We start from the raw sequence: 22000 nt of genomic DNA, 5'->3' as shown, positions 1-22000 counted from the left end.
TAGTCCACTGACTTACTGGACTAAGATAGCAAGCGGCTACTCGTTGCGCCGCATCACCACGCGCGGGAACCCCGCCGAGGTGGCCTCGGTGCGGGCCGCGAGCGTGAAGCCGGCCTTCTCGAAGAGCACGCGGGTGCCGACGTAGGCCATGGTCAGGTCGACCTTCTCGCCCTGGTTGTCCACGGGATAGCCCTCGACGACCGGCGCGCCCCGCTGGGCGGCGTACGCCACCGCCCCCTCGAGCAGCACGTGGGAGATCCCGCGGCCGCGGTGGCCGGGCCGCACGCGGACGCACCAGACCGACCACGCGTCCTGGTCGTCGACGTGCGGGATCTTGGTGGAGCGGGCGAAGGGCAGGTCGGCACGGGGTGCGACCGCGGCCCACCCGACCACCTCGTCGCCGTCGTAGGCGAGCACGCCGGGCTTGGTGCGCTTGCGGGTGAGCGCCTCGACGAAGTCGGCGCGCTCCTGCCCGGCCAGCGAGGTGTTCTGCTTGGCGGGGATGCGGTGGCTGAGGCACCAGCAGACACTGGAGGTCGGGTTCTTCGGGCCGACCATCGTGCGCACGTCGTCGAAGCGGGCGTGCGTGGCGGGGTGGACGACGATCCCGTCGGCGCGAGCGAGCGGAGCGGTGGGCACGTGGCCACGCTAGAGGTGTTGACTGACAGCCATGGGTGAGCTTCGCCGGATCGGCCTGCTGGGCGGGATGAGCTGGGAGAGCACGGCGCTCTACTACCGGCTCGTCAACGAGGACGTCCGGACCAGGCTCGGTGGCTTCCACTCCGCGCGGCTCGTGCTGGCGTCCGTCGACTTCGCCGACGTCGAGGCGATGCAGGTCGCCGGCGACTGGGAGGCGGCCGGTGCGCTGCTGGCCGCCGAGGCGCGCGGGCTCGAGGCCGCCGGTGCCGAGTGCGTCGTGCTCTGCACCAACACCATGCACAAGGTCGCGGACGCGATCGAGGCGGCCGTCGACATCCCGCTGCTGCACCTGGCCGACGTCACCGCCGAGGCGGTCCGGGCGGCAGGTCTCGACCGGGTCGCCCTCCTCGGCACCCGCTTCACGATGGAGCAGCCCTTCTACGCCGACCGCCTCCGCTCCCACGGCATCGACGTGCTCGTGCCGGAGGGTGACGACCTGACGCTCGTGCACGACGTCATCTACGACGAGCTCGTGCTCGGCGTCGTGCGCGAGGAGTCGCGGGAGGCGTACGTCGACGTGGTGCGGCGGCTGGTCGGGCGGGGCGCCGGGGGAGTGGTCCTCGGCTGCACCGAGATCGAGCTGCTGATCGGTCCGGAGGACGTGGAGGTCCCGGTCTTCGCGACGACCGCATTGCACGCGAGGGCGGCGGTCGACTTCGCGCTCAGCTGAGCCGCACGACCTCGTCCAGCCAGTCGTCGAGCCGCTCGACCTGGTCGGGCTGGCGGAACATCTGCGGCTTGCCGGGCGGCGGGAGGTAGCCGACGGTGTCCATCACCAGCCAGAACGGGTGCAGCGGCTCCGGTGCGTGGGCGGAGTACTCCTCGAGGAATGCGGCGGCCGGTCCGGTGTCGATCATCACCGCGAGGTTGGACGCGGCGTGCGCGGCGTCGAGCCACGCCGGCCCGGTCGACGTCTCCACCCAGTCCACGACACCGCTGACCGCACCGTCGGTCCACAGCAGGTTGCGGTGGCCGAAGTCGCGGTGCAGGAACGTCGGCGCGTAGGCCGGTGCCGGCCCTGCCAGCACCTCGAAGGCGCGGCGCCACGAGTCGGGGTGGCGCGTCCAGGACGGCACGACCCACTTCGCCTCCCACGCCCAGGACTGGTAGTCGCGGAACGGCTCGGCCGGACGGAGCCGGTGGACCTGCGCGAGCAGGTCGGCCATCGCGCGGAGCCCGTCGGGGTCGACCTCGGACCGGGCGGTCCCCGGCAGCCGCGACATGAGGTGGCCGGCGACGCCGCAGGCCTGGCCGCCCGCGTCGAGCGCGATGGTCGTCGGCGCCGGCACGTCCGTCCCGGCGAGGAAGAGCTGGGCGTCGCGCTCGCGGGTGGTGAGCTCGGCACCGTGGGTGCGCCACGGCTCGTTGATCATCAGCCGGAGCACCGACTCCGAGCCGTCGTCGTGGCGCAGGGCGAGCATCCGCGACGTCATCCCACCCTGCAGCCGCTCGTGGGACGAGACCGGCGATCCGACGGCCGAGCCGGCCCAGGCGAGCGCATCGTCGTACACCCGGGCGAGGCTAGCCTCAGCCCTGTGCGGGCCAGAGCGAGTGGTAGGCGTTGGTCGCCGGCTGGCCACCGAGGTGGGCGTAGAGCACGTGTGAGTCGCGCGAGATGTCGCCGTCCTTCACCAGGTCAACCAGGCCGGCGAGTGACTTCCCCTCGTAGACCGGGTCGGTGATCATCGCCTCGAGCTGCGCGCCGAGCGCCATCGCCTCCATCGTCGACTCGACCGGCACGCCGTAGAGGTCGCCGGCCCAGCCCTCGAGGACGGTGATCTCGTCGTCACGCAGGTCGCGGCCGAGCTCGATCAGGTCGGCGGTGTGGCGGGCGATCCGGCCGACCTGGTCGCGGGTCTTCTCCAGGGTGGCGCTCGCGTCGATGCCGATCACCCGACGGCGTACGCCGGTGAGGTCCTCGAGCGCTGCGAACCCGGCGATCATCCCGGCGTGCGTCGAGCCGGTCACGGTGCACACGACGATCGTGTCGAAGGTGATGCCGAGCGCCTTCTCCTGCTCGGCGACCTCGAAGGCCCAGTTGGCGAAGCCGAGCCCGCCGAGGCGGTGCTCGCTGGCGCCGGCCGGGATGGCGTACGGCGTCCCGCCGGCCTCCTCGACCTCGCGGATCGCGTCCTTCCACGAGTCGCGGATCCCGATGTCGAAGCCGCTGTCGTCGAGGCGCGAGTCGGCGCCCATCATCCGGCTGAGGAGGATGTTGCCGACCTGGGTGTTGGTCGGGTCGTCCCACGGCACCCACTTCTCCTGCACGAGGCGGCACTTCAGGCCGAGGTGCGCCGCGACGGCGGCGACCTGCCGGGTGTGGTTGGACTGGTAGCCGCCGATGGAGACGAGCGTGTCGGCGCCGCTGGCGAGGGCGTCGGGGACGATGTACTCCAGCTTGCGCACCTTGTTGCCGCCGTAGGCCAGGCCGCTGTTCACGTCCTCGCGCTTGGCCCAGACCTCGGCGCCGCCGAGGTGCTGCGTCAGCCGCCTGAGGTGCTGGACGGGCGAGGGACCGAAGGTGAGCGGGTAGCGCTCGAACTGCTCGAGGATCACGGGGTCTCCTGGGTGACGGTGTCGGTCGTGTCGGGGATGAGGTCGGCGAGGTTCTGCCAGGTGCGGAAGGCGACGTCGGCAGCGGCGTCGGCGTCGCCGGCCTCGCAGGCGGCGACGAGGCGGTCGTGGAGGTCGACGGAGTCGGCAGCGGCCAGGGAGGCGAAGCGCAGCCGCTCGAGACGGCGCACGACCGGGCCGAACTGGTCGAGCACCGTCGCGACGGCCCGGTTGGCGCTGGCGTCGACGGCGACCGCGTGGAAGTCGTCGTCGGCGGCGAGCGCCGCGTCGGTGTCGTGGGCGTTGACGGCGCTCGCGAACCGCTCGTTGGCCGCGCGCATCCGCCCCAGGTCGGCGCTGGTGAGCCGGGCGACCGCCTCGGCCACGGCGAGCCGGTGCATGCTCGCGACGACCGCGTGGGCCTCGCGCACCTCGGCCAGGTCGATCTCGGCGACCACGGTCGACCGGCCGGGCGCGGCCCGCACGAGGCCGGTCCCGCCCAGTCGCAGCAACGCCTCGCGGACCGGCGTACGGCTGACGCCGAGCCAGCTCGCGAGCTCGGTGTCGCGCACGACCTCGCCCGGCGCGAGCGTGCCGTCGACGATCGCGTCGCGCAGCCGGTCGTGGACGGAGTCGCGCAGCAGCTCGGTCCGCAGGGGAGCAGCGGTCGCGGGGATCGGCATGCAATATATTGCACATCGACGATGCCTCATCCGTCAAGGTAGTCCAGTGGAATCTGGTCGTCCGCGGGCCCGAAGGACGACCAGAACTCACTGGACTACCGGGGCGTGGGGCCACGGGAACAACCACAGTGGTTGAGCGTTGAACCAGATATGAAGAAGATCGGTTTCCTCAACTTCGGCCACTGGACCGACTCGCCGCAGTCCGCGGTGCGGTCCGCCTCCGACACGCTGCTGCAGTCGATCGACCTCGCGGTCGCGGCCGAGGAGCTCGGCGCCGACGGTGCGTACTTCCGCGTCCACCACTTCGCCCGCCAGCTCGCCTCCCCGTTCCCGCTGCTCGCCGCCGTCGGCGCCCGGACGAGCCGGATCGAGATCGGCACCGGCGTGATCGACATGCGCTACGAGAACCCGCTCTACATGGCAGAGGACGCCGGCGCCGCCGACCTCATCTCCGGCGGCCGGCTCCAGCTCGGCATCAGCCGGGGATCACCGGAGCAGGTCATCGACGGCTGGCGCTACTTCGGCTACGCGCCCGCCGAGGGCGAGGACCAGGCAGACATGGCCCGCCGCCACACCGAGGTCTTCCTCCAGGTGCTCGAGGGCGAGGGCTTCGCCGAGCCCAACCCGCGCCCGATGTTCCCGAACCCGCCGGGCCTGCTCCGCCCGGAGCCGCACTCGCCCGGCCTGCGCAACCGCATCTGGTGGGGCGCTGCGTCCGACGCGACGGCCCGGTGGACCGCCGAGAAGGGCATGCACCTGATGTCGTCGACGCTCAAGGCCGACGAGACCGGTGAGCCGTTCCACGTCCAGCAGCGCAAGCAGATCGAGGTCTACCGCGAGGCGTGGAAGGCCGCCGGCCACGAGGGCGAGCCTCGCGTCTCGGTCAGCCGGTCGATCATGCCGATCACGACCGATCTCGACCGGATGTACTTCGGCCGCGAGGGCACCAGCCAGGACCAGTTCGGCCAGATCGAGGCCAACCTGCGCGCCGTCTTCGGCAAGACGTACGCCGCGGAGCCGGAGATCCTCGTCAAGGAGCTCGCCGACGACGAGGCCGTCGCCGCGGCCGACACCCTGCTGCTCACGGTGCCCAACCAGCTCGGCGTGGACTACAACGCCCACCTGCTGGAGACGGTGTTGACGCAGGTCGCGCCCGACCTCGGCTGGCGCTGAGGCGTCAGGGGGCGGCGGCCCGCAGCTTCTCCAGCAGCGGGCCGGCCGCTTCGGCGATGAACCGGTCCTGGCCCTCGTCGCCGATCTGCACGAGAGCGACGTCGGTGAACCCGGCCTCCCAGTAGGCCGAGACCGCCTCGACGATCGCGTCGAGGTCGGGACCGCAGGGGATCGACTCGGCGACGTCCTCCGGTCGGACGTACGTCGTCGCGCCGGCGAAGCCGGCCGGCGTGGGCAGGTCGGCGTTGACCGACCAGCCGCCGCTGAACCAGCGGAACTGCTCGTGCGCCCGCGCGATCGCCTTCTCCTCGTCGGGGTCCCAGCAGATCGGGATCTGGCCGATCGCCCGGGCGTCGCGCCCGATGCGAGGAGCGCCGTCGACGTCGTTCCAGTTCTCGATGATCTCGACCTTCGGCTCGACCGCGACGAGGTGGTCGGCCAGGGGCGCGAAGCGCTGGATCGCGCGGTCGCCGGCGACCGCGACGCCGATGTCGACGCCCTGCTCGGGCAGGTCCCAGATCCGCGCGGAGTCGACCTGGAAGAAGTCACCGCGGTGGTCGACGAGGTCACCGGTGTGCAGCGAGCGGATCACCTCGATCGCTTCCTCGAGCATGTCCTGGCGCTCGACGAAGGACGGCCAGCCCTCGCCGACCACGTGCTCGTTGAGGCTCTCGCCGCTGCCGAGGCCCAGGGTGAACCGCCCCTCGGCCAGGATCTGCAGGGTCGCGGCCTTCTGTGCGACGACGGCCGGGTGGTAGCGCAGGGTCGGGCAGGTCACGTAGGTCATCAGGTCGACCCGTTCGGTCGCGTGGGCGACGGCGCCCAGGGTCGTCCAGGCGTAGGGCGCATGCCCCTGCTCGGTGAGCCAGGGCGAGAAGTGGTCGCTCATCACCTCGAAGTCGAAGCCCGCCCGCTCCGCCGCGACGGCGTACGCCACCAGCTCCCGCGGGCCGCTCTGCTCGGTCATCAACGTGTACCCGAAACGCGTCATTCCTCGACCGTAGCCAGCAAGGCGGGGCGAGCCACCACCCAGGCAGGTGAGCCCCCGTCAGGGGTGCGGTGCAAGTCTGGGGAGCATGGACAGCAACGAAGGTGGACAGGTCTCCGAGCTCGCCCCCGAGGGCGACGAGCCGGACGACATCAGTGCCGGCGACTCGGTCGCCGGGCAGCCCGACCAGGAGTCCGGAGACGTGCAGGAGGGGGCACAGGGCCCCAACGCGATCCCCGAGGACCCGACCGGCAAGCAGCCGCACAAGCCCTGACGCGGTAGAACACTGGTCATGAGCAGACCTGTGATCGTCATCGTCGGAGCCGGACCCGGCGTGAGCGGGTCGGTGGCCCGCCGCTTCGCGGACGAGGGGTACGACGTCGCGCTGCTGGGCGCCGACCAGCAGGCGCTCGACGACCTCGTCCCCGACCTCGAGGCCCGGGGCGCGACCGTCGGACACGCCGTCGCCGACGTCACCGACCAGCAGGCGGCACGCGACGCCGTACGACGCTTCGGTGAGCACACCGGCCACATCGACGTCCTGCACTTCAACCCCAGCGCGTTCCGCGAGAAGGACCCGCTGTCGCTGACCGTTGCCGAGCTGCTCGAGGACGTCGCCCTCGGGGTCGGCGCACTGCTGACGGTGGCTCAGGCGGCGCGGCCCTACATGTCGTCGGGAGGGCGGATCAGCGTCACCGGCAGCATGGCCGCGGACGACCCGTGGGAGGGCGCAGCGTCGCTCGGCGTGCAGAAGGCCGGCGTGCGCAACCTGGTGCACAGCCTCGACAAGACCCTCGCGCCCGACGGGATCCGCGCGGTGTCGGTCACGGTGCGCGGGACCTTGTCGCGCGAAGGGGCCTTCACCCCCGACCGGGTCGCCGAGGCGCTGTGGGCCGCGGTCACGACCGACGAGTCGCAGTGGCGCAGCGAGGTGCCCTACTCCGGCTGAGGGATCAGCGCCTGCGACCCCACACCAGGTAGGCGATCGGGCCGAACGGCTGCACCGAGAGCGCCGGTCCCCAGAGGATCTTCGGCCCGCGCACCAGCTCCTGGGGCCGGTCCTTCAGGTCCCGGACGCACCACGTCGTCACGGCGACCTCGACGATGCCGACGGCAACGACGACCTTCTTCTGCGTGGGGGTCATGTCGGACCAGGACTTCTTGGGCATGCTCGCACCGTACCGGCCGGGCACCGGGTCAGGCGCCGCCGAAGCCGCTGATCAGGAACCAGGAGACCAGGACGCCGACGAGTGCGGCCAGCAGTCCCCACCAGATCCCGGTGCGGATGCGCCGTCCGGTCGACGCGCCCTCGCGCGCCAGGCCCGGGAGCCCGACGGTCAGCGCTGCTCCGGTCACGGCCATCGCGAGGAGCTGGACCGGGATGATCCAGTTCTCCGTGGCCCGGCCGTCGAGCAGGAACGCCGCCACCGGCAGGCTGAGCATGCCGGTCGCGAGCAGGAGGACGCCGCCGACGACGCGCTGGGCTGCAGGAGTCACGGCGTCAACGTAGTGCTCAGGCCTCCTTCGCCACCAGCGTCAGCACGTCGTACGTCGCCACCGGCTCGCCGTCGCCGTTGACGACCAGCGCGTCCCAGCGCACCTCGCCGTAGTCGGCGGTCGCGCGCGGGGTCATCTGCTTGACCGTCAGCGTCACCTGGATCGAGTCGTCCGCCTTGACCGGCGTGAGGAAGCGCAGGTTGTCGACGCCGAAGTTGGCGAGCACCGGACCCGGCGCCGGGTCCACGAAGAGGCCGGCGGCCATCGACACGATGAGGTAGCCGTGGGCGACGATCCCGCCGAAGAGCGGGTTCTGCGCGGCGGCCTCGGGGTCGGTGTGCGCGTAGAAGGTGTCGCCGGTGAACTCCGAGAAGTGGTCGATGTCGTCGCGCGAGATGACCCGCGGCTCCGAGGTGATCGTGTCGCCGACCTGCAGCGTCGCGAGGGAGTGGCGGAACGGGTGCTCGGGCGTGATCGTGCGCTGCGACCCGCGAGTCCAGCGACCGGTGATGGCGGTGAGCATGTCGGGGGAGGCCTGGATCGCGCTGCGCTGCATGTGGTGCAGCACGCCGCGGACGCCGCCGAGCTCCTCGCCGCCGCCGGCGCGGCCGGGGCCGCCGTGGACGAGCATCGGCAGGGGAGAGCCGTGGCCGGTGGACTCGGGGGCGTCGTCACGGTCGAGGACCAGGATCCGGCCGTGCCACGGCGCGAGGCCGAGGACGAGCGTGCGGGCGACGGCCGGGTCGTGGGTGACGACCGACCCGACCAGCGACCCCTTGCCGCGGGCGGCCAGGGTGACGGCCTCGTCGAGCGAGTCGTACGACATCACGGTCGACACCGGGCCGAAGGGCTCGACGTCGTGGGGCTCCACCGCGCCCGCGCGGGCCCTGAGCAGCACCGGCGACATGAAGGCGCCACGCTCCCCGTCGCCGGCGAACCCGGAGGTCGCCGTCGGGTCACCGAGGACGACGTCGGCCGACGAGCGCAGTGCCTCGACGGCCTTGCGCACCTCCTCGCGCTGGCCGAGGGAGGCGAGCGGACCCATCCGGACGGACTCGTCGCCCGGGTTGCCGACCGTGATGGAGGCGAGCTTGGCCGCGATCGCGTCGGTCATCTCGTCGGCGACACCCGCCGGCACGATGACCCGGCGGATCGCCGTGCACTTCTGGCCGGCCTTGGCCGTCATCTCGGTGACGACGCCCTTGACGAAGAGGTCCCACTCGGGGTCGCTCGACGTGACGTCGGGGCCGAGGACGGAGCAGTTGAGGGAGTCGGCCTCGACCTGCAGCGTCACGCCGCCGTGCAGGACCGACGGGTGCTGGCGCAGGATCCCCGCGGTGTGCGCGGAGCCGGTGAACGCGACCGAGTCCTGCACGCCGAGGTGGTCGAGCAGGTCGCCGGCCGAGCCCGACAGCAGCTGCAGCGAGCCCTCCGGCAGGATCCCGGACTCGATGATCCGGCGGACGACGAGCTCGGTGAGGTACGCCGTCTGGCTGGCGGGCTTCACCAGGGACGGGAGGCCGGCGACGAAGGCGGGCGCGAGCTTCTCGAGCATGCCCCAGACGGGGAAGTTGAAGGCGTTGATCTGCACCGCGACGCCGGGGCGCGAGGTGTAGACGTGCTGGCCCATGAAGACGCCGGTGCGGCCGAGCTGCTCGAGGTCGCCGTCGCAGACCACGATGTCGTTGGGCAGCTCGCGGCGGCTCTTCGAGGAGTAGCTGAAGACCGTGCCGAAGCCGCCGTCGATGTCGATCATCGAGTCGCGCCTGGTCGCGCCGGTGGCCAGCGACAGCTCGTAGAACTCGTCCTTGAGACCGGTCAGGTGCGTGGCCAGCTCCTTGAGCAGCAGCGCCCGCTCGTGGAAGGTCAGCTCGCGGATCGCCGGGCCGCCGACGGTGCGGGCGTGGTGGGCCATCGCGCCGAGGTCGAGGCCGGCGCTGGAGATGCGCGCGACCTCCTCGCCCGTGGCGGCGTCGAGCAGCGGGTCGCCCTCGGCGGGGGCGGCGTACCAGCGTCCGGCGGCGTAGCTCTCGAGCAGACGGGTCACGGGCGGTCTCCCTCGATGTTCGGCGTGTTGCGTGCCAGAGTGGCGAGTGACACACTAATACCAGACCGATCGGTCAGTAAATCGCTGGAGGCCTGATGACGCTCACGCACGCCGCGCCCGACGAAGAGCTGGAGAGCCACTTCGAGGCGACGATCGCGCGCAACGACCGGATCGAGCCGCGCGACTGGATGCCGGAGGGCTATCGCAAGACCCTCGTGCGCCAGATCGCGCAGCACGCGCACAGCGAGATCATCGGCATGCAGCCCGAGGGCAACTGGATCTCGCGCGCGCCCAGCCTGCGGCGCAAGGCGATCCTGCTCGCCAAGGTGCAGGACGAGGCCGGCCACGGGCTCTACCTCTACTCGGCCGCCGAGACGCTCGGCGTCTCCCGCCTCGAGCTCACCGAGATGCTCATCTCGGGGCGCCAGAAGTACTCCTCGATCTTCAACTACCCGACCCTGTCGTACGCCGACGTCGGCACGATCGGCTGGCTGGTCGACGGTGCCGCGATCTGCAACCAGGTCCCGCTCTGCCGCACCTCCTACGGCCCCTACGGCCGCGCGATGATCCGCGTCTGCAAGGAGGAGTCCTTCCACCAGCGCCAGGGCTACGAGCTGCTGACCACGATGATGCGCGGCACCGACGAGCAGCGCGCGATGGTGCAGGAGTCGGTCGACCGCTTCTGGTGGCCCGCGCTGATGATGTTCGGCCCGCCCGACGCCGACTCTCCGAACACCGCCCAGTCGATGGCGTGGGGGATCAAGCGCAACACCAACGACGAGCTGCGCCAGAAGTTCGTCGACATGTCCGTCCCGCAGGCCGAGGCGCTCGGCGTGACGCTGCCCGACCCCGAGCTGAGGTGGAACGAGGAGCGCGGCCACCACGACTTCGGCCAGCCGGACTGGGAGGAGTTCATGCAGGGGGTGAAGGGCAACGGCCCCTGCAACGCCGAGCGGATGGCCCACCGCCGCCGCGCCCACGAGGACGGCGCCTGGGTCCGCGAGGCCGCGACGGCGTACGCCCGGAGGGAGGCATCCGCATGAGCAACCTCTCCGCCGAGGGCGGCCACGGCGCCGTACCGCTGGAAGGCGTCCCGACGGGACAGGGCGTGCCGGCCCCCGAGCCCGAGTGGCCCCTCTACGAGGTCTTCGTCCGCGGCAAGCGCGGGCTCAACCACGTCCACGTCGGCTCGCTGCACGCCGCCGACGACCGGATGGCACTGCTGCACGCCCGGGACGTCTACACCCGCCGCAACGAGGGCGTGAGCATCTGGGTCGTCCGCGCCGACGCGATCACCGCGTCGAGCCCCGACGAGAAGGACCCGATGTTCGCGCCGAGCGGCGACAAGGTCTACCGGCACCCGACCTTCTACGACATCCCCGACAACGTCCCCCACATGTAATGGCTGACCACATCCACACCTCGGCAGAGGACGAGCACGACAGCGCCTACAGCGGGCTGCTCGTCAACGACGCCCACTGGGCCTTCGGCACCGACTTCGAGGACCCGCTGGCGGGTGTCGACACGACGATCCCCGACGGCGTCGACGCGGCCACCTTGTCGACGTACGCCCTGATGCTGGGCGACGACTCGCTCGTCATGTCCCACCGGATCGCGGAGTGGACGAGCAACGCGCCCGACCTCGAGGACGACATCGCGCTGTCCAACATCGCGCTCGACCTGCTCGGCCAGGCGCGGCTGCTGCTCGCCCGCGCCGCTAAGGCCGACGACGCGGTCGTGCCTGCGCTGCCCGAGGGCTCGCCGGCACCGCCAGAGGACGCGCTGGCGTTCTTCCGGGAGGCCCACCAGTTCCGCAACGTGCGGCTCGCCGAGGTCGTCAACGGCGACTTCGCCGAGGCGACCGTGCGGGTGCTGCTGTTCTCCGTCTGGCGCCTGGCCGTCTTCGAGCGGCTGCGCGAGAGCCGCGACCACGTGCTGTCGGCCGTCGCCGCCAAGGGCGTCAAGGAGCTGGCCTACCACCGCGACTACGCCGCGCGGTGGTTCGTCACCCTCGCCCGGGGCACCGACGAGTCGCGCCGGCGGCTCATCACGGCGTACGACGCGCTGTGGCCGCTGTGGCCGGAGCTGTTCGACGCCCACCCGGTCGAGGCGGCCGCCGCCGAGGCAGGCGTCGGCGTCGACCCGGCGACGGTGCGAGAGGCCGCCGAGGCCGTCCTCGACCAGGTCCTCACCGCGGCCGACGTCGAGCGCTCGGAGGCGCCGCGGCGCTCCGGTGTGCTCGGCAGGACCGGTCGCGACGGCATGCACGGCGAGCCGCTGAGCCGGATGCTCGCGGAGATGCAGTCCGTCGCCCGTGCGCACCCGAGGGGGCAGTGGTGATGAGTCGTACGACCGAGCGCGCCCGCCGCGTCGCGGAGCGGGTGACCGACCCCGAGCTGCCGATGCTGTCGCTGGCCGACCTCGGCGTGCTGCGCGACGTCGACGTGGTCGGCGACTCGCACGTCGTCGTCGACATCACCCCGACCTACTCCGGCTGCCCGGCGATGGCCGCGATGCGCGACGACCTCGTGCGCGAGCTGACCGGCGCCGGCTTCGACCGGGTCGAGGTGCGGGTCAGCCTGCAACCCGCCTGGACGACCGACTGGATCACCCCGGCCGGCCGGGCCGCGCTCGCCGCCGCCGGGATCTCCCCGCCCGGACCCGCGCCCTCGACCAGCGGCCCGATCCCGCTGTCGCTGCTGCCGACCGCACGCCAGGTGCGCTGCCCGCAGTGCGGCTCGCCGGCCACCGAGCTCGTCTCGGAGTTCGGCTCCACGGCCTGCAAGGCGCAGTACCGCTGCACCGAGTGCCTCGAGCCGTTCGACCACGTCAAGGAGATCTAGTGGCGACCGTGTTCCACGCCCTCACCGTCCGCGACGTCGAGCCGCTGACCGACGACTCGGCAGCCGTGACCTTCGACGTCCCCGACGACCTGCGCGAGCTCTTCGACTTCGAGCCGGGGGAGTCGCTCACGCTGCGCCGGGTCGTGGACGGCGTCGAGCACCGCCGGACGTACTCCATCTGCGCGCCCGCCGGAGCCGCACCGCGGATCGGCGTGCGCGAGATCCCCCACGGGATGTTCTCGTCGTGGCTGATCCACCAGGTCGCGCCGGGCGAGACCGTCGAGGTCGCCGAGCCCTCGGGCAGCTTCCGCGCCGACCCGTCGAGCCCGGGACGGCACCTCTGCATCGCCGCCGGGTCCGGCATCACGCCGATGCTCTCGATCGCGGCCTCGGTCCTCGCGAACCCGGCCAGCACGGTGACGATGCTCTACGGCAACCGCGAGACGACGTCGGTGATGTTCGCCGAGGAGCTCAGCGACCTCAAGAACCTCCACGGACCGCGCTTCGACCTCGTCCACGTGCTCTCGCGCGAGCCGCGCGACGTCGAGCTCTTCTCCGGTCGGCTCGACGCCGACAAGCTCCGCCGCCTCCTCCCGGTCAAGGTGCCGCTCGCCGCGGTCGACCACGTCTGGCTGTGCGGCCCGTTGGGGCTGGTCCAGGACGCGCGGACGGTCCTCCAGGAGCTCGGCGTCGCGAAGGAGAAGATCCACTTCGAGCTGTTCTTCGTCGACGAGCCGCCGCCGACGCTGCGCCACGCGGACCGCGTGGTCGAGGGCGTGACCAGCGACGTCACCGTCGTGCTCGACGGACGTACGACCACCACGCCGATGGCACGCGACACGACGGTCCTCGACTCGGCCCAGGCCGTGCGCAGTGACCTGCCGTTCGCCTGCAAGGGCGGCGTGTGCGGCACCTGCCGCGCGAAGGTCGTCGACGGCGAGGTGGAGATGGTGCGCAACTACGCCCTCGAGCCCGCCGAGGTGGAGCAGCAGTTCGTGCTGACCTGTCAGACCTACCCGGTCAGCGACGCGGTGACGGTCGACTTCGATGCCTGACGCGGCGCGGGACATGTGGGCCGCGGACGCGGCCAGCGGGACGCTCGGCATGGAGCTCGTCGAGGTCGGTCCGGGAAGCGCGCGGGTGTCGATGGTCGTGCGGCCCGACATGGTCAACGGCCACGACCTGTGCCACGGCGGGATCATCGCCTCGCTCGCCGACTCGGCGTTCGCCCTCGCGTGCAACTCGCACGGACCGGTGACCGTCGCTGCCGGCTTCTCGATCGACTTCCTCGCCCCCGGGCGCCTGGGCCAGACGCTGTACGCCGACGCCAGCGAGGTGTCGCTGCGCGGCCGGTCCGGGATCTACGACGTGACGGTGCGGGCCGACGACCCGGTCGCCGGCGAGGTCATCGCCGAGTTCCGCGGCCGCAGCCGGACGCTTCCGACTAGCGCCTCAGCCTGACCTCTGCCCGCGCTCCCGTCATCTCGTGCTGGCGCGGCACGACGACGCGGTAGGTGCCGCGCGGCAGGTCGATGATCGAGATTTCTCGCTCACCGAGCGTCTGCGTACGACGAACTGTGCGCCATTTCTTGCCGTCGCGTCGCTGGACGATGAAGCGGTAGTTCGAGGGGTTGAGGTCGGGACCGATGTCGATCCGCACCTTCGACTTCTTCCGGACCGCCCGCACGGAGAGCGTGATCGTGGGCGGCGGGGGATCGGTGACCTGCGGCGGTGTCGGCGGAGGTGGCGGAGGTGGCGGAGGTGGTGGAGGAGCCGCGACCGTGAAGGCGTACGACGCTGGTGTCGGGTCCTGCGCCCCCGCGGTGTCGGTGGCGACGACCGAGAACGTGTGGCTGCCGACGGCCACGGTGGCGGTGGCGGGACTGGTGCACGGCGTCCACGCACCCTGGTCCCACCGGCACGCGAAGCTGCTCGCCTCGGTGGCAGTGAAGGCGAAGGTGGCGGTGGGGTTGGTGCTCGTCGCCGGTGGGCGGGACGTGATCGTGGTGTCCGGCGGGGGATTGGCGATCGTGACGGTCCCACTCCACAGCAGGGCGTTGGAGCCCGGTGTGCCGCCGGCGTTGATGGCGAAGATGTAGACCGGCTGCACCCCGTGCACGGGCACGGCCCAGCTGTCGTGGAACCCGTGGAAGGGACCGGCGCCCGGGTAGGCAGCCCCCACGTCGTCGCGCCGGAGGGCGGCCAGTCCGCGGTTGTAACCCCACGAGCTCGGGTCACCGGGTCCCGTGCCGCCGACGTAGACGTGATAGCTGATCGAGGTGCCCGGGGCGTCGTCGTCGAACATCCACCCGGCCACCAGCAGCTGCCCGGGCGCTGGCGAGGTGACTGCCTCGACGTTGGCGACGAAGCTTGCTGCGGCCGAGGCGGGGGAGCCGACGAGGGTGGCGACGCCAACGACGAAGGCCATCAGGGCGCAGCGCAGCGAGCGCAGGTGTCGCACCGTCGTTCCCCCGTGGGTGGTCAGGCGTGCCTGGTGAGGCCGTCGAACGCCAGAGTAGTCACCGTGTCGGCGATCGTCTCGACATCGCCGTCGTCGCGCAGCCACTCGGTCATCGAGTTCACCATCCCGAAGAGCAGGCGGCTGGTCAGCAGCGGGTCGAGGTCGCCGCGGATAGCGCCCGCGCCGGCGGCGCCGCGCACCATCTCGGCGAGGCGGTCGTCGATCTCGCGCCGTCGCCGGAGGGCGGCCTTCTCGGCCGGGGTGTTGCCCCGCACCCGCAGCAGCAGGGTGACCGCCGGGAGGTGCTCGACGAGCACGACGACGCTGCCGCGCACGGCGGCGCGCAGCCGCTCCCCGGCATCCAGGTCGCTCGTCGCGGCCACCTCGTCGAGGGACGCCTCGAGGGCGTCGAGGGCCTCGTCGATCGCGCTCTCGAGGAGGTGCTCCTTGCTCGGCACGTGGTGGTAGATCGCGGACTTGGTCAGGCCGAGCTCGCGAGCGAGGTCGCCCATGCTGGTGGCGTCGTAGCCTTGTCGGTTGAAGAGCTCGATGGCGACCCGGAGGACCGACTGCTGGTCGTGGCCCGGCCGGCCGCGACGTGCGCGCTCTGACATGGATGAACGTTCTCACGACCGATGACGCGGCCACCGATCAAAGGACCACACCGTGCACGACCTGAGCCCGCAGCCCGGCGATCTCGACCCGATCGAGACCGCACCCGTCGAGGAGCTGCGGGCGCTCCAGCTGGAGCGGCTGCAGTGGTCGGTGCGCCACGCCTACGACCACGTCGCCCACTACCGCCGGGCCTTCGACGAGGCGGGCGTCGGTCCCGACGACATCGCGTCGCTCGACGACCTGGCCCGGCTTCCGTTCACGACGAAGGCGACGCTGCGCGACAACTACCCGTTCGGCATGTTCGCGGTGCCCCGCGAGGACGTCGTACGACTCCACGCGTCGAGCGGCACGACCGGCAAGCCGACCGTGGTCGGCTACACCCGCGACGACCTCGACATGTGGGCCGACGTCGTCGCCCGGTCGATCCGGGCCGCGGGTGGGCGGCGCGGGATGGTCCTGCACAACGCCTACGGCTACGGGCTCTTCACCGGCGGACTCGGCGCTCACGCCGGTGCCGAGCGCCTCGGCTGCACCGTCGTGCCCGTGTCGGGTGGGATGACCCAGCGGCAGGTGCAGCTGATCGTCGACTTCGAGCCCGACGTGATCATGGTGACGCCGTCCTACATGCTGTCGATCATCGACGAGCTCGAGGCGCAGGGCGTCGACCCCCGCTCGACCTCGCTCAAGGTCGGCATCTTCGGCGCCGAGCCGTGGACCAACGACATGCGTCGTGAGGTCGAGGAGCGGATGGACATGCACGCCGTCGACATCTACGGCCTGTCCGAGGTGATCGGCCCCGGCGTCGCGAGCGAGTGCGTGGAGACCAAGGACGGGCTGCACGTCTGGGAGGACCACTTCTACCCGGAGGTGATCGACCCGGTGACCGGAGAGGTGCTCCCTGACGGCGAGGAGGGTGAGCTGGTCCTCACCACGCTGACCAAGCAGGCGATGCCGGTCATCCGCTACCGGACGCGCGACCTGACCCGGCTGATGCCGGGCACCGCGCGCAGCATGCGGCGGATGGAGAAGATCACCGGTCGCACCGACGACATGATCATCCTGCGCGGGGTGAACCTGTTCCCGACCCAGATCGAGGAGATCGTCCTCGGGCTGCCGGCGCTGTCGCCGCACTTCCAGTGCCACCTCGACCGCACCGGCAACCTCGACGAGCTCACCGTGCGGGTCGAGCGGCGCGAGCACACCAGGGCCGACGAGGCGGACGCCGCCGGCACCGAGCTGCGGCAGCGGATCAAGGACCGGATCGGGGTGAACGTCGGCGTGGACGTCGTCGACGTCGGCGCGATCGAGCGGTCGGTCGGCAAGATGAAGCGGATCGTCGACCACCGACCGACGCGCTGAGCGGTTGTTTACCGCTGACGGCCGGGCGGGGGCTACAGTGGGGGCAGCGTCCAGACGCCGTGCCCCACTGATCAGCCATGATCCTGCGGCCACCGCGCACCTGGCGCCCGCTCCACACCTCACGCCGCGGCGTGCAGGCCGAGGCCCGACCGGCTCGCCTGCTCCGTGCCGCGTCTGCAGTCCCGGGAGGACACCTTGGCCCAGCGCCAGCGCCAACGCGGCTCTCGCCGCACCCCAGCGCACGCCCGCCACAAGGACAACGAGGGCATCGTCCCCGTCCTGGCGCGTGCCGTCCGCGAGCTCGAGTCCGCTGTCCAGCGCGGCCCGCTCGCGCCCGGCCAGCGGGTGCGCTTCCAGGTGGTCGCCCTGCTGGTGCGCGAGCACCGCGGCGACGTACGCGCCTCGACGGAGCTGACCGACGCGCAGAAGGCCGACGAGCTCAAGCGCCTCGACGGCATCGCGACGATCCTCGCCAAGACCGCGACCCGCGACCCCTCCCTCTTCGGCCTGCTGTCCGAGGACTCCGTCATCACCGGCAGCGCCCGCGACCTCCGCCTCGAGATGCTCCGCAAGGCCGGCATCGAGGCCGCCCCCGAGGAGCCCAAGCCCGACGACGAGTCCGGTCCCGGCCTCGGCGAGCGGCGCGTCATCCCGCAGTCGGTCGCGCAGCACCAGCTCGCCAACCCGTTCCTCGTCCCCGACTTCGACATCGGCCGGGAGCGTCGTCGCACCCACGGCCGGCTGTCGACGTGGGAGCTGCTCGGCCCGCTGTTCCGCTCCTTCGAGCTCGGCGGCGCCTCGTCCTGCATGGACCTGCCCGAGCCGACCTCGCTCGCCGCCCCCGGCAACCTCGAGCTGATGCCCCACCAGGCCGCGATGATCGCGTCCGCGGCCGAGGGCCACCGGACCTTCCTCCTCGCCGACGAGCCCGGCCTCGGCAAGACCGCGCAGGCGCTGCTCGCCGCGCAGGCCGCCAACGCCTTCCCGCTGCTCGTCGTGTGCCCCAACGTCGTCAAGACCAACTGGGCCCGCGAGACCGAGCGGTGGACGCCGCGCCGCAGCTCCACCGTGATCCACGGCGACGGCGGCCAGATCGACGCGTTCGCCGACGTCGTCATCGTCAACTACGAGATCCTCGACCGGCACGTCGGCTGGCTCGGCAGCTTCGGCTTCAAGGGGATGGTCGTCGACGAGGCGCACTTCATCAAGAACAAGACCTCGCAGCGCTCGCGCCACGTGCTCGAGCTCTCCGAGCAGCTGCGCGCCCGCACCGCCCGGCCGCTGCTGATGGCGCTCACCGGCACCCCGCTGATCAACGACATCGAGGACTTCCGCGCAATCTGGCAGTTCCTCGGCTGGATCGACGACACCGCCCCGATGGCGCGGCTGATGGAGGCGCTCGACGAGACCGAGCTGACGCCGGCCGACCACTCGTTCTACCCCGCGGCCCGCAAGGCCGTGATCGACATGGGCATCGTGCGTCGCCGCAAGGTCGACGTCGCCGCCGACATCCCCGCCCGTCGCATCGCGGACATCCCAGTCGAGCTCGACGACGAGGACGCCCGCTCGATCAAGGCGGCCGAGAAGGAGCTCGCCCGGCGGCTCGTCGAGCGCTACAAGGCGGCGCTCGAGACCCGTCGTACGGGCTCCGTCGTCGAGGGCATCGACCACGAGCTCGTACGCCGCGTCGCGACGTGGGAGCGCGAGGAGATGGACAAGGGCACGTCGGGCGAGAACGTGTTCTCGATGTTCCGACGCATCGGTCGCGCGAAGGCCGGCCTGTCCGCCGACTACGCCGCGCAGCTGGCCCGCAACGTCGGCAAGGTCGTCTTCTTCGCCCGCCACGTCGACGTGATGGACATCGCCGAGGAGACCTTCACCAAGCGTGGCCTCAAGCACGTCTCGATCCGCGGCGACCAGACCCCGAAGGCGCGCGAGAAGGCGATCACCTCCTTCGTCAACGACCCCGACGTGGCGGTCGTCGTCTGCTCGCTCGCCGCGGCCGGTGTCGGTGTGAACCTCCAGGTCGCGTCCAACGTCGTGCTCGCCGAGCTGTCGTGGACCGACGCCGAGCAGACGCAGGCGATCGACCGCGTGCACCGCATCGGTCAGAGCGACCCGGTCACGGCGTGGCGGATCATCGCCGCGCAGACGATCGACACCCGGATCGCGGAGCTGATCGACTCCAAGGCCGGCCTGGCCGCGCGTGCCCTCGACGGCTCCGACGAGGAGGTCTCGTCGTCGGCCAACATCCAGACCGAGGCCCTCGTGGCACTGCTGACCGACGCCCTGGGGCGCGAGCTCGGCATCGCCTGACACACCCGTTCGCCCCTTGTCCGGCGAGGTCTGCTCCGGTAGGCCTGTAGGCATGAGTGAGGACCGCGAGACCTACGGAGACATGTCCATCGACGACGAGGACCAGCTCCAGCCGGGTGACACGCTGGACGACGGCGACCTCGAGGACGTGCTCGACCGCGGCTTCTCGCCGCCGGACCGGGCACCCAAGGGCTACGAGGACTACCCCACCGAGGCCGAGCGCCTCCAGGGGGAGTCCCTCGACGAGAAGCTCGCCGAGGAGGAGCCCGACATCGACCCCTACGCCGAGGATGACGACGACTCCGACCACGAGGACGAGAACGCCCTCGACGAGCAGCTCGGCCTCGACGAGGCCGACGAGCGCACCGGCCGTCTCGTGCAGCCCGACTCCGGGCTGGGCGAGGACATCGACAAGCAGGAGATCGCCTACGACGTCGGCATCGACGGTGCGGGCGCGTCGGCCGAGGAGGCGGCGATGCACGTCACCCGCGAGCCCGAGCCCGAGTCGTACGACGACTGAGCCGGGGTCGTGGGGTTCTTCGGCCACCTGGTCGTCACGCGCTCGAGCCTGCCCGAGGCAACTTTCCCCGCTGAGGACGTCGAGGCCGTGGCGGGACAGTGGGCGGACGGCGTCCACGTGACGCGCATCTTCGAGCGGCTCGGTGACGACTGGGGGCCGTTCGACGCCTTCGTGGACCGGTTGGCCCAGGCCGTCCCGGACGGGTTCCTCAGCGCCTCGATCCTCGACAGCGACGGCGCCTTCGTCCACATCGCCGTCCCGCACGTCGGCATCGACCGGTGCTGGCTGAACCTCGACGGCCTGGTGAGCCACTTCGTCATCGGTCCGCCGCCGTTCGACGAGGACGGCACGATGCTGCCGGACGACGAGATCGAGGCACTGAACGCCGAGACTGAGCGCGAGACGCTCGCGTACACCGCGAGGTTGCGCGAGCTGGCGCTCGGGGGCGATGCCGCCGCGGAGGCCTGCCGCGCCTGGGCGACGGCGTCAGGCCTCGAGCCGGCACCGGTGGACGTGGTGCGTGAGGCGCTCGAGTCGCGTCACCTGGTCGTCGAGGAGGCCTTCGAGCGACTCCTGGGGACGCTCGGGGTCGCCCGTCACTCGGGGATGCCGGGCCCGACGACCTCGAGCCCGTAGCGCGGACCGACCTCCGCCCACTTCGGCAGCTCGACCTCGGGCGGCTGTCCGTCCTCGCCGGGCAGGCGTCGCTCCACCGCGGGGATGCCCACCTCGTCGTAGAGCCCCATCAGCCCACCGGGTGCGGTGAACGCGACGAAGCGCGCGGGGGAGGTGCCGCGGATCCGGAACGCGTGCGGCACCGACTGCGGCAGGTAGATGAAGCAACCGTCGTCGAGCTCGTGGGTGTCGTCGCCGGCGCGGTAGGAGACACGACCCTCGAGCACGAGGAACGCCTCGGCCTCGTGGGTGTGCCGGTGCAGCGGCGTCGCGATGCCCGGCGGCTGCGTCACCAGTGAGACACCGAGCCTGCCGTCACTCTCGCCGGCCGTGACCAGGTGCTCGAAGAGCGAACCCATGGCCCACGTGGCCGGTCGGTCCTCGGGGCGTCGGACCACGACGCCGTTCGGCTCACCCATGGTCGCCTCATTTCATCCGAATCCACATCGGATGAATGTAAGGTAGGCCGCGTGCCTGCCGAGGTCAAGAGGTCCTACCGCTCCGTGCGTCGCGCCGAGCAGGCCGCCGCCACCCAGGTGGCCGTGCTCCGCGCCGCCCGCGAGCACTTCACGACCGTCGGCTACGCCGCGACGGGTGTCGCCGACATCGCCCTGGCGGCGGGCGTCAACACGGACACCGTCTACCGCGCGGTCGGGCGGAAGCCGCAGCTGCTGCTGGCCGTGATCGACATGGAGCTCGCGGGCTCCGACCGACCGGTGGAGGCCGAGCAACGCGACTACGTCAGGGCGATCCTCGCCGCCGACGGCGCCCGCCTCAAGCTGACGACGTACGCCGACGCGCTTGGCCGCGTGATGCCGCGCGTCGCGCCACTCTTCGAGGCGCTCGCCCAGGCCGCGGTGACCGAGCCCGGCTGTGCCACTGTGCGCGACGAGATCGGAGCGCGCCGCCGCGCCCACATGCTCGCGATGGCGCTCGACCTGCGCGCGACCGGCGACCTGCGCGACGACCTCGACGACGACGAGGTGGCCGACCTGCTCTGGACGACGAATGCGCCGGAGTACTACGCCCTCGCCGTCGCGCGCGGCTGGTCGCCGACGACGTACGCCGACCGACTGGGAGACCTCTGGACCCGCCTCCTGCTCGCGGACCCGCAGGTAGCCTCCACGGAGTGAGGACATCCGTCGTGGCTGCCACCGTGCTGGTGCTCGTGGCGCTCACGAGCGGGTGCACCGGCACCGATGCGCCACGCGGCAACGACGAGGCCCCGAGCGCGACCCCGTCCGAGGAGGCGGCGGCCGTCGTCGACAGCCCTGCCTGCGCCGAGGTGCGAGCCGGCATCGACGCCTTCAACCAGGGTGACTTCGAGGGGACGGTCGAGCACTTCGAGGACGCTCTGCCGCTCGCCGAGGAGCAGGACGACGGCTCGGCAGCCGCGGGGCAGCTCGTCGACGCCGTCCGCTACTACGCCGAGCTCCGACCCGGGCGCTATCCCGAAGCGGCTCGCTCCTCGCCCGACTTCGCGAGGAACAAGGCCATCACCCTGGGCCAGTGCATGCCCGTGGACTACGAGGACGCCGAGTCGCCCGGGACGGACGTGTGACTGAGCGAGC

At 71.7% G+C, this 22000-nt stretch carries 27 protein-coding genes; 16 read left to right on the top strand and 11 right to left on the bottom strand.

Annotated features, from left to right (window positions below; all coding sequences use genetic code 11):
• Positions 1-36: 36 nt before the first annotated feature.
• Entirely contained in the window at positions 37-639 is a 603-nt protein-coding gene (locus EUA06_RS14900) for a GNAT family N-acetyltransferase (protein WP_242498168.1), read from the bottom strand.
• Positions 640-670: 31 nt separating this feature from the next.
• Between EUA06_RS14900 and EUA06_RS14895 the strand changes: the two genes are divergently transcribed.
• Positions 671-1369, top strand: a complete 699-nt coding sequence (locus tag EUA06_RS14895) for an aspartate/glutamate racemase family protein (RefSeq protein WP_129477150.1) — start codon at positions 671-673, stop codon at positions 1367-1369.
• On the opposite strand, the gene EUA06_RS14890 is transcribed toward EUA06_RS14895, so the two are convergent.
• The 3 genes from EUA06_RS14890 to EUA06_RS14880 are packed head-to-tail and all read right to left on the bottom strand — an operon-like array spanning position 1362 to position 3935.
• Complete coding sequence (locus tag EUA06_RS14890; protein ID WP_129477148.1) at positions 1362-2210, bottom strand: aminoglycoside phosphotransferase family protein; 849 nt, start codon at positions 2208-2210, stop codon at positions 1362-1364. The genes EUA06_RS14895 and EUA06_RS14890 overlap by 8 nt on opposite strands.
• Positions 2211-2226: 16 nt before the next feature.
• Positions 2227-3255 carry a 1-aminocyclopropane-1-carboxylate deaminase gene (locus EUA06_RS14885; protein ID WP_129477146.1) on the bottom strand — a complete coding sequence of 343 codons (1029 nt, stop codon included), beginning with the start codon at positions 3253-3255 and terminating at the stop codon, positions 2227-2229.
• Positions 3252-3935, bottom strand: a complete 684-nt coding sequence (locus EUA06_RS14880) for a GntR family transcriptional regulator (RefSeq protein ID WP_129477144.1) — start codon at positions 3933-3935, stop codon at positions 3252-3254. The genes EUA06_RS14885 and EUA06_RS14880 overlap by 4 nt, the downstream gene beginning before the upstream one ends.
• Before the next feature lie 150 nt (positions 3936-4085).
• Here EUA06_RS14880 and EUA06_RS14875 point away from each other — a divergent pair, with 150 nt between their 5' ends.
• Entirely contained in the window at positions 4086-5108 is a 1023-nt protein-coding gene (locus tag EUA06_RS14875; protein WP_129477143.1) for an LLM class flavin-dependent oxidoreductase, read from the top strand.
• A gap of 4 nt (positions 5109-5112) precedes the next feature.
• Here the strand turns inward: EUA06_RS14875 and EUA06_RS14870 are convergent, their stop codons facing one another.
• Positions 5113-6099 carry an LLM class F420-dependent oxidoreductase gene (locus tag EUA06_RS14870; RefSeq protein WP_129477141.1) on the bottom strand — a complete coding sequence of 329 codons (987 nt, stop codon included), beginning with the start codon at positions 6097-6099 and terminating at the stop codon, positions 5113-5115.
• An 85-nt stretch (positions 6100-6184) separates the two neighbouring features.
• On the opposite strand from EUA06_RS14870, the gene EUA06_RS14865 reads away from it, so the two are divergent.
• A complete protein-coding gene (locus EUA06_RS14865) occupies positions 6185-6370 on the top strand; it encodes a hypothetical protein (RefSeq protein ID WP_129477139.1) in 186 nt (61 codons plus the stop codon).
• Positions 6371-6388: 18 nt separating this feature from the next.
• Positions 6389-7045 carry an SDR family oxidoreductase gene (locus tag EUA06_RS14860; protein WP_129477137.1) on the top strand — a complete coding sequence of 219 codons (657 nt, stop codon included), beginning with the start codon at positions 6389-6391 and terminating at the stop codon, positions 7043-7045.
• A 4-nt stretch (positions 7046-7049) separates the two neighbouring features.
• Here the strand turns inward: EUA06_RS14860 and EUA06_RS14855 are convergent, their stop codons facing one another.
• From EUA06_RS14855 to paaZ, 3 genes are read right to left on the bottom strand one after another with little or no spacing between them, the layout of a single operon-like run.
• On the bottom strand, positions 7050-7265 hold the full coding sequence (locus EUA06_RS14855) for a PLDc N-terminal domain-containing protein (protein WP_129477135.1): 216 nt from the start codon (positions 7263-7265) through the stop codon (positions 7050-7052).
• Between the two features lie 28 nt (positions 7266-7293).
• The gene (locus EUA06_RS14850) at positions 7294-7593 is read right to left on the bottom strand and encodes a hypothetical protein (RefSeq protein WP_129477133.1); all 300 of its coding nucleotides are present in this window, start codon (positions 7591-7593) and stop codon (positions 7294-7296) included.
• Between the two features lie 16 nt (positions 7594-7609).
• Positions 7610-9640 carry a phenylacetic acid degradation bifunctional protein PaaZ gene (gene paaZ, locus EUA06_RS14845; RefSeq protein ID WP_129477131.1) on the bottom strand — a complete coding sequence of 677 codons (2031 nt, stop codon included), beginning with the start codon at positions 9638-9640 and terminating at the stop codon, positions 7610-7612.
• Between the two features lie 95 nt (positions 9641-9735).
• Between paaZ and paaA the strand changes: the two genes are divergently transcribed.
• The 6 genes from paaA to paaI are packed head-to-tail and all read left to right on the top strand — an operon-like array spanning position 9736 to position 13944.
• Positions 9736-10683 (top strand): 1,2-phenylacetyl-CoA epoxidase subunit PaaA, encoded by a 948-nt coding sequence (paaA, locus tag EUA06_RS14840; protein WP_129477129.1) that lies wholly within the window; start codon positions 9736-9738, stop codon positions 10681-10683.
• Positions 10680-11042 (top strand): 1,2-phenylacetyl-CoA epoxidase subunit PaaB, encoded by a 363-nt coding sequence (gene paaB / locus EUA06_RS14835; protein WP_129477127.1) that lies wholly within the window; start codon positions 10680-10682, stop codon positions 11040-11042. The genes paaA and paaB overlap by 4 nt, the downstream gene beginning before the upstream one ends.
• Positions 11042-11980 carry a 1,2-phenylacetyl-CoA epoxidase subunit PaaC gene (gene paaC, locus EUA06_RS14830; protein WP_129477125.1) on the top strand — a complete coding sequence of 313 codons (939 nt, stop codon included), beginning with the start codon at positions 11042-11044 and terminating at the stop codon, positions 11978-11980. Before paaB ends, paaC begins: the two co-directional genes overlap by 1 nt.
• Positions 11980-12483 carry a 1,2-phenylacetyl-CoA epoxidase subunit PaaD gene (gene paaD, locus EUA06_RS14825; RefSeq protein WP_129477123.1) on the top strand — a complete coding sequence of 168 codons (504 nt, stop codon included), beginning with the start codon at positions 11980-11982 and terminating at the stop codon, positions 12481-12483. The genes paaC and paaD overlap by 1 nt, the downstream gene beginning before the upstream one ends.
• Complete coding sequence (gene paaE / locus EUA06_RS14820; RefSeq protein ID WP_207208367.1) at positions 12483-13538, top strand: 1,2-phenylacetyl-CoA epoxidase subunit PaaE; 1056 nt, start codon at positions 12483-12485, stop codon at positions 13536-13538. Before paaD ends, paaE begins: the two co-directional genes overlap by 1 nt.
• Entirely contained in the window at positions 13531-13944 is a 414-nt protein-coding gene (paaI, locus tag EUA06_RS14815) for a hydroxyphenylacetyl-CoA thioesterase PaaI (protein ID WP_129477119.1), read from the top strand. The genes paaE and paaI overlap by 8 nt, the downstream gene beginning before the upstream one ends.
• On the opposite strand, the gene EUA06_RS14810 is transcribed toward paaI, so the two are convergent.
• Both EUA06_RS14810 and EUA06_RS14805 read right to left on the bottom strand, forming a co-directional pair.
• Positions 13928-14944, bottom strand: a complete 1017-nt coding sequence (locus EUA06_RS14810) for a hypothetical protein (protein WP_129477117.1) — start codon at positions 14942-14944, stop codon at positions 13928-13930. The genes paaI and EUA06_RS14810 overlap by 17 nt on opposite strands.
• Before the next feature lie 20 nt (positions 14945-14964).
• A complete protein-coding gene (locus EUA06_RS14805; RefSeq protein ID WP_129477115.1) occupies positions 14965-15558 on the bottom strand; it encodes a TetR/AcrR family transcriptional regulator in 594 nt (197 codons plus the stop codon).
• A gap of 52 nt (positions 15559-15610) precedes the next feature.
• On the opposite strand from EUA06_RS14805, the gene paaK reads away from it, so the two are divergent.
• The 4 genes from paaK (at position 15611) to EUA06_RS14785 (ending at position 20390) form a co-directional block, all read left to right on the top strand.
• On the top strand, positions 15611-16918 hold the full coding sequence (paaK, locus tag EUA06_RS14800; RefSeq protein WP_129477113.1) for a phenylacetate--CoA ligase PaaK: 1308 nt from the start codon (positions 15611-15613) through the stop codon (positions 16916-16918).
• A 195-nt stretch (positions 16919-17113) separates the two neighbouring features.
• A complete protein-coding gene (locus tag EUA06_RS14795) occupies positions 17114-19234 on the top strand; it encodes a DEAD/DEAH box helicase (RefSeq protein WP_129477112.1) in 2121 nt (706 codons plus the stop codon).
• Between the two features lie 52 nt (positions 19235-19286).
• The gene (locus EUA06_RS14790) at positions 19287-19754 is read left to right on the top strand and encodes a DUF5709 domain-containing protein (RefSeq protein ID WP_129477110.1); all 468 of its coding nucleotides are present in this window, start codon (positions 19287-19289) and stop codon (positions 19752-19754) included.
• Positions 19755-19763: 9 nt separating this feature from the next.
• The gene (locus EUA06_RS14785; protein ID WP_129477108.1) at positions 19764-20390 is read left to right on the top strand and encodes a hypothetical protein; all 627 of its coding nucleotides are present in this window, start codon (positions 19764-19766) and stop codon (positions 20388-20390) included.
• Here EUA06_RS14785 and EUA06_RS14780 read toward each other — a convergent pair.
• A complete protein-coding gene (locus tag EUA06_RS14780; protein WP_129477107.1) occupies positions 20351-20848 on the bottom strand; it encodes a cupin domain-containing protein in 498 nt (165 codons plus the stop codon). The genes EUA06_RS14785 and EUA06_RS14780 overlap by 40 nt on opposite strands.
• Before the next feature lie 51 nt (positions 20849-20899).
• Between EUA06_RS14780 and EUA06_RS14775 the strand changes: the two genes are divergently transcribed.
• Together EUA06_RS14775 and EUA06_RS14770 are read left to right on the top strand one after the other, a co-directional pair.
• Entirely contained in the window at positions 20900-21562 is a 663-nt protein-coding gene (locus EUA06_RS14775) for a TetR/AcrR family transcriptional regulator (RefSeq protein ID WP_129477105.1), read from the top strand.
• The gene (locus EUA06_RS14770; protein ID WP_129477103.1) at positions 21559-21990 is read left to right on the top strand and encodes a hypothetical protein; all 432 of its coding nucleotides are present in this window, start codon (positions 21559-21561) and stop codon (positions 21988-21990) included. Before EUA06_RS14775 ends, EUA06_RS14770 begins: the two co-directional genes overlap by 4 nt.
• Positions 21991-22000: the final 10 nt, after the last annotated feature.

The organism is Nocardioides glacieisoli (assembly GCF_004137245.1).
In the GTDB taxonomy this organism is placed as follows: Bacteria; Actinomycetota; Actinomycetes; order Propionibacteriales; family Nocardioidaceae; genus Nocardioides; species Nocardioides glacieisoli.
Note: the sequence above shows the minus strand (reverse complement) of the source record. Positions and strands in the feature narration are given on the sequence as shown.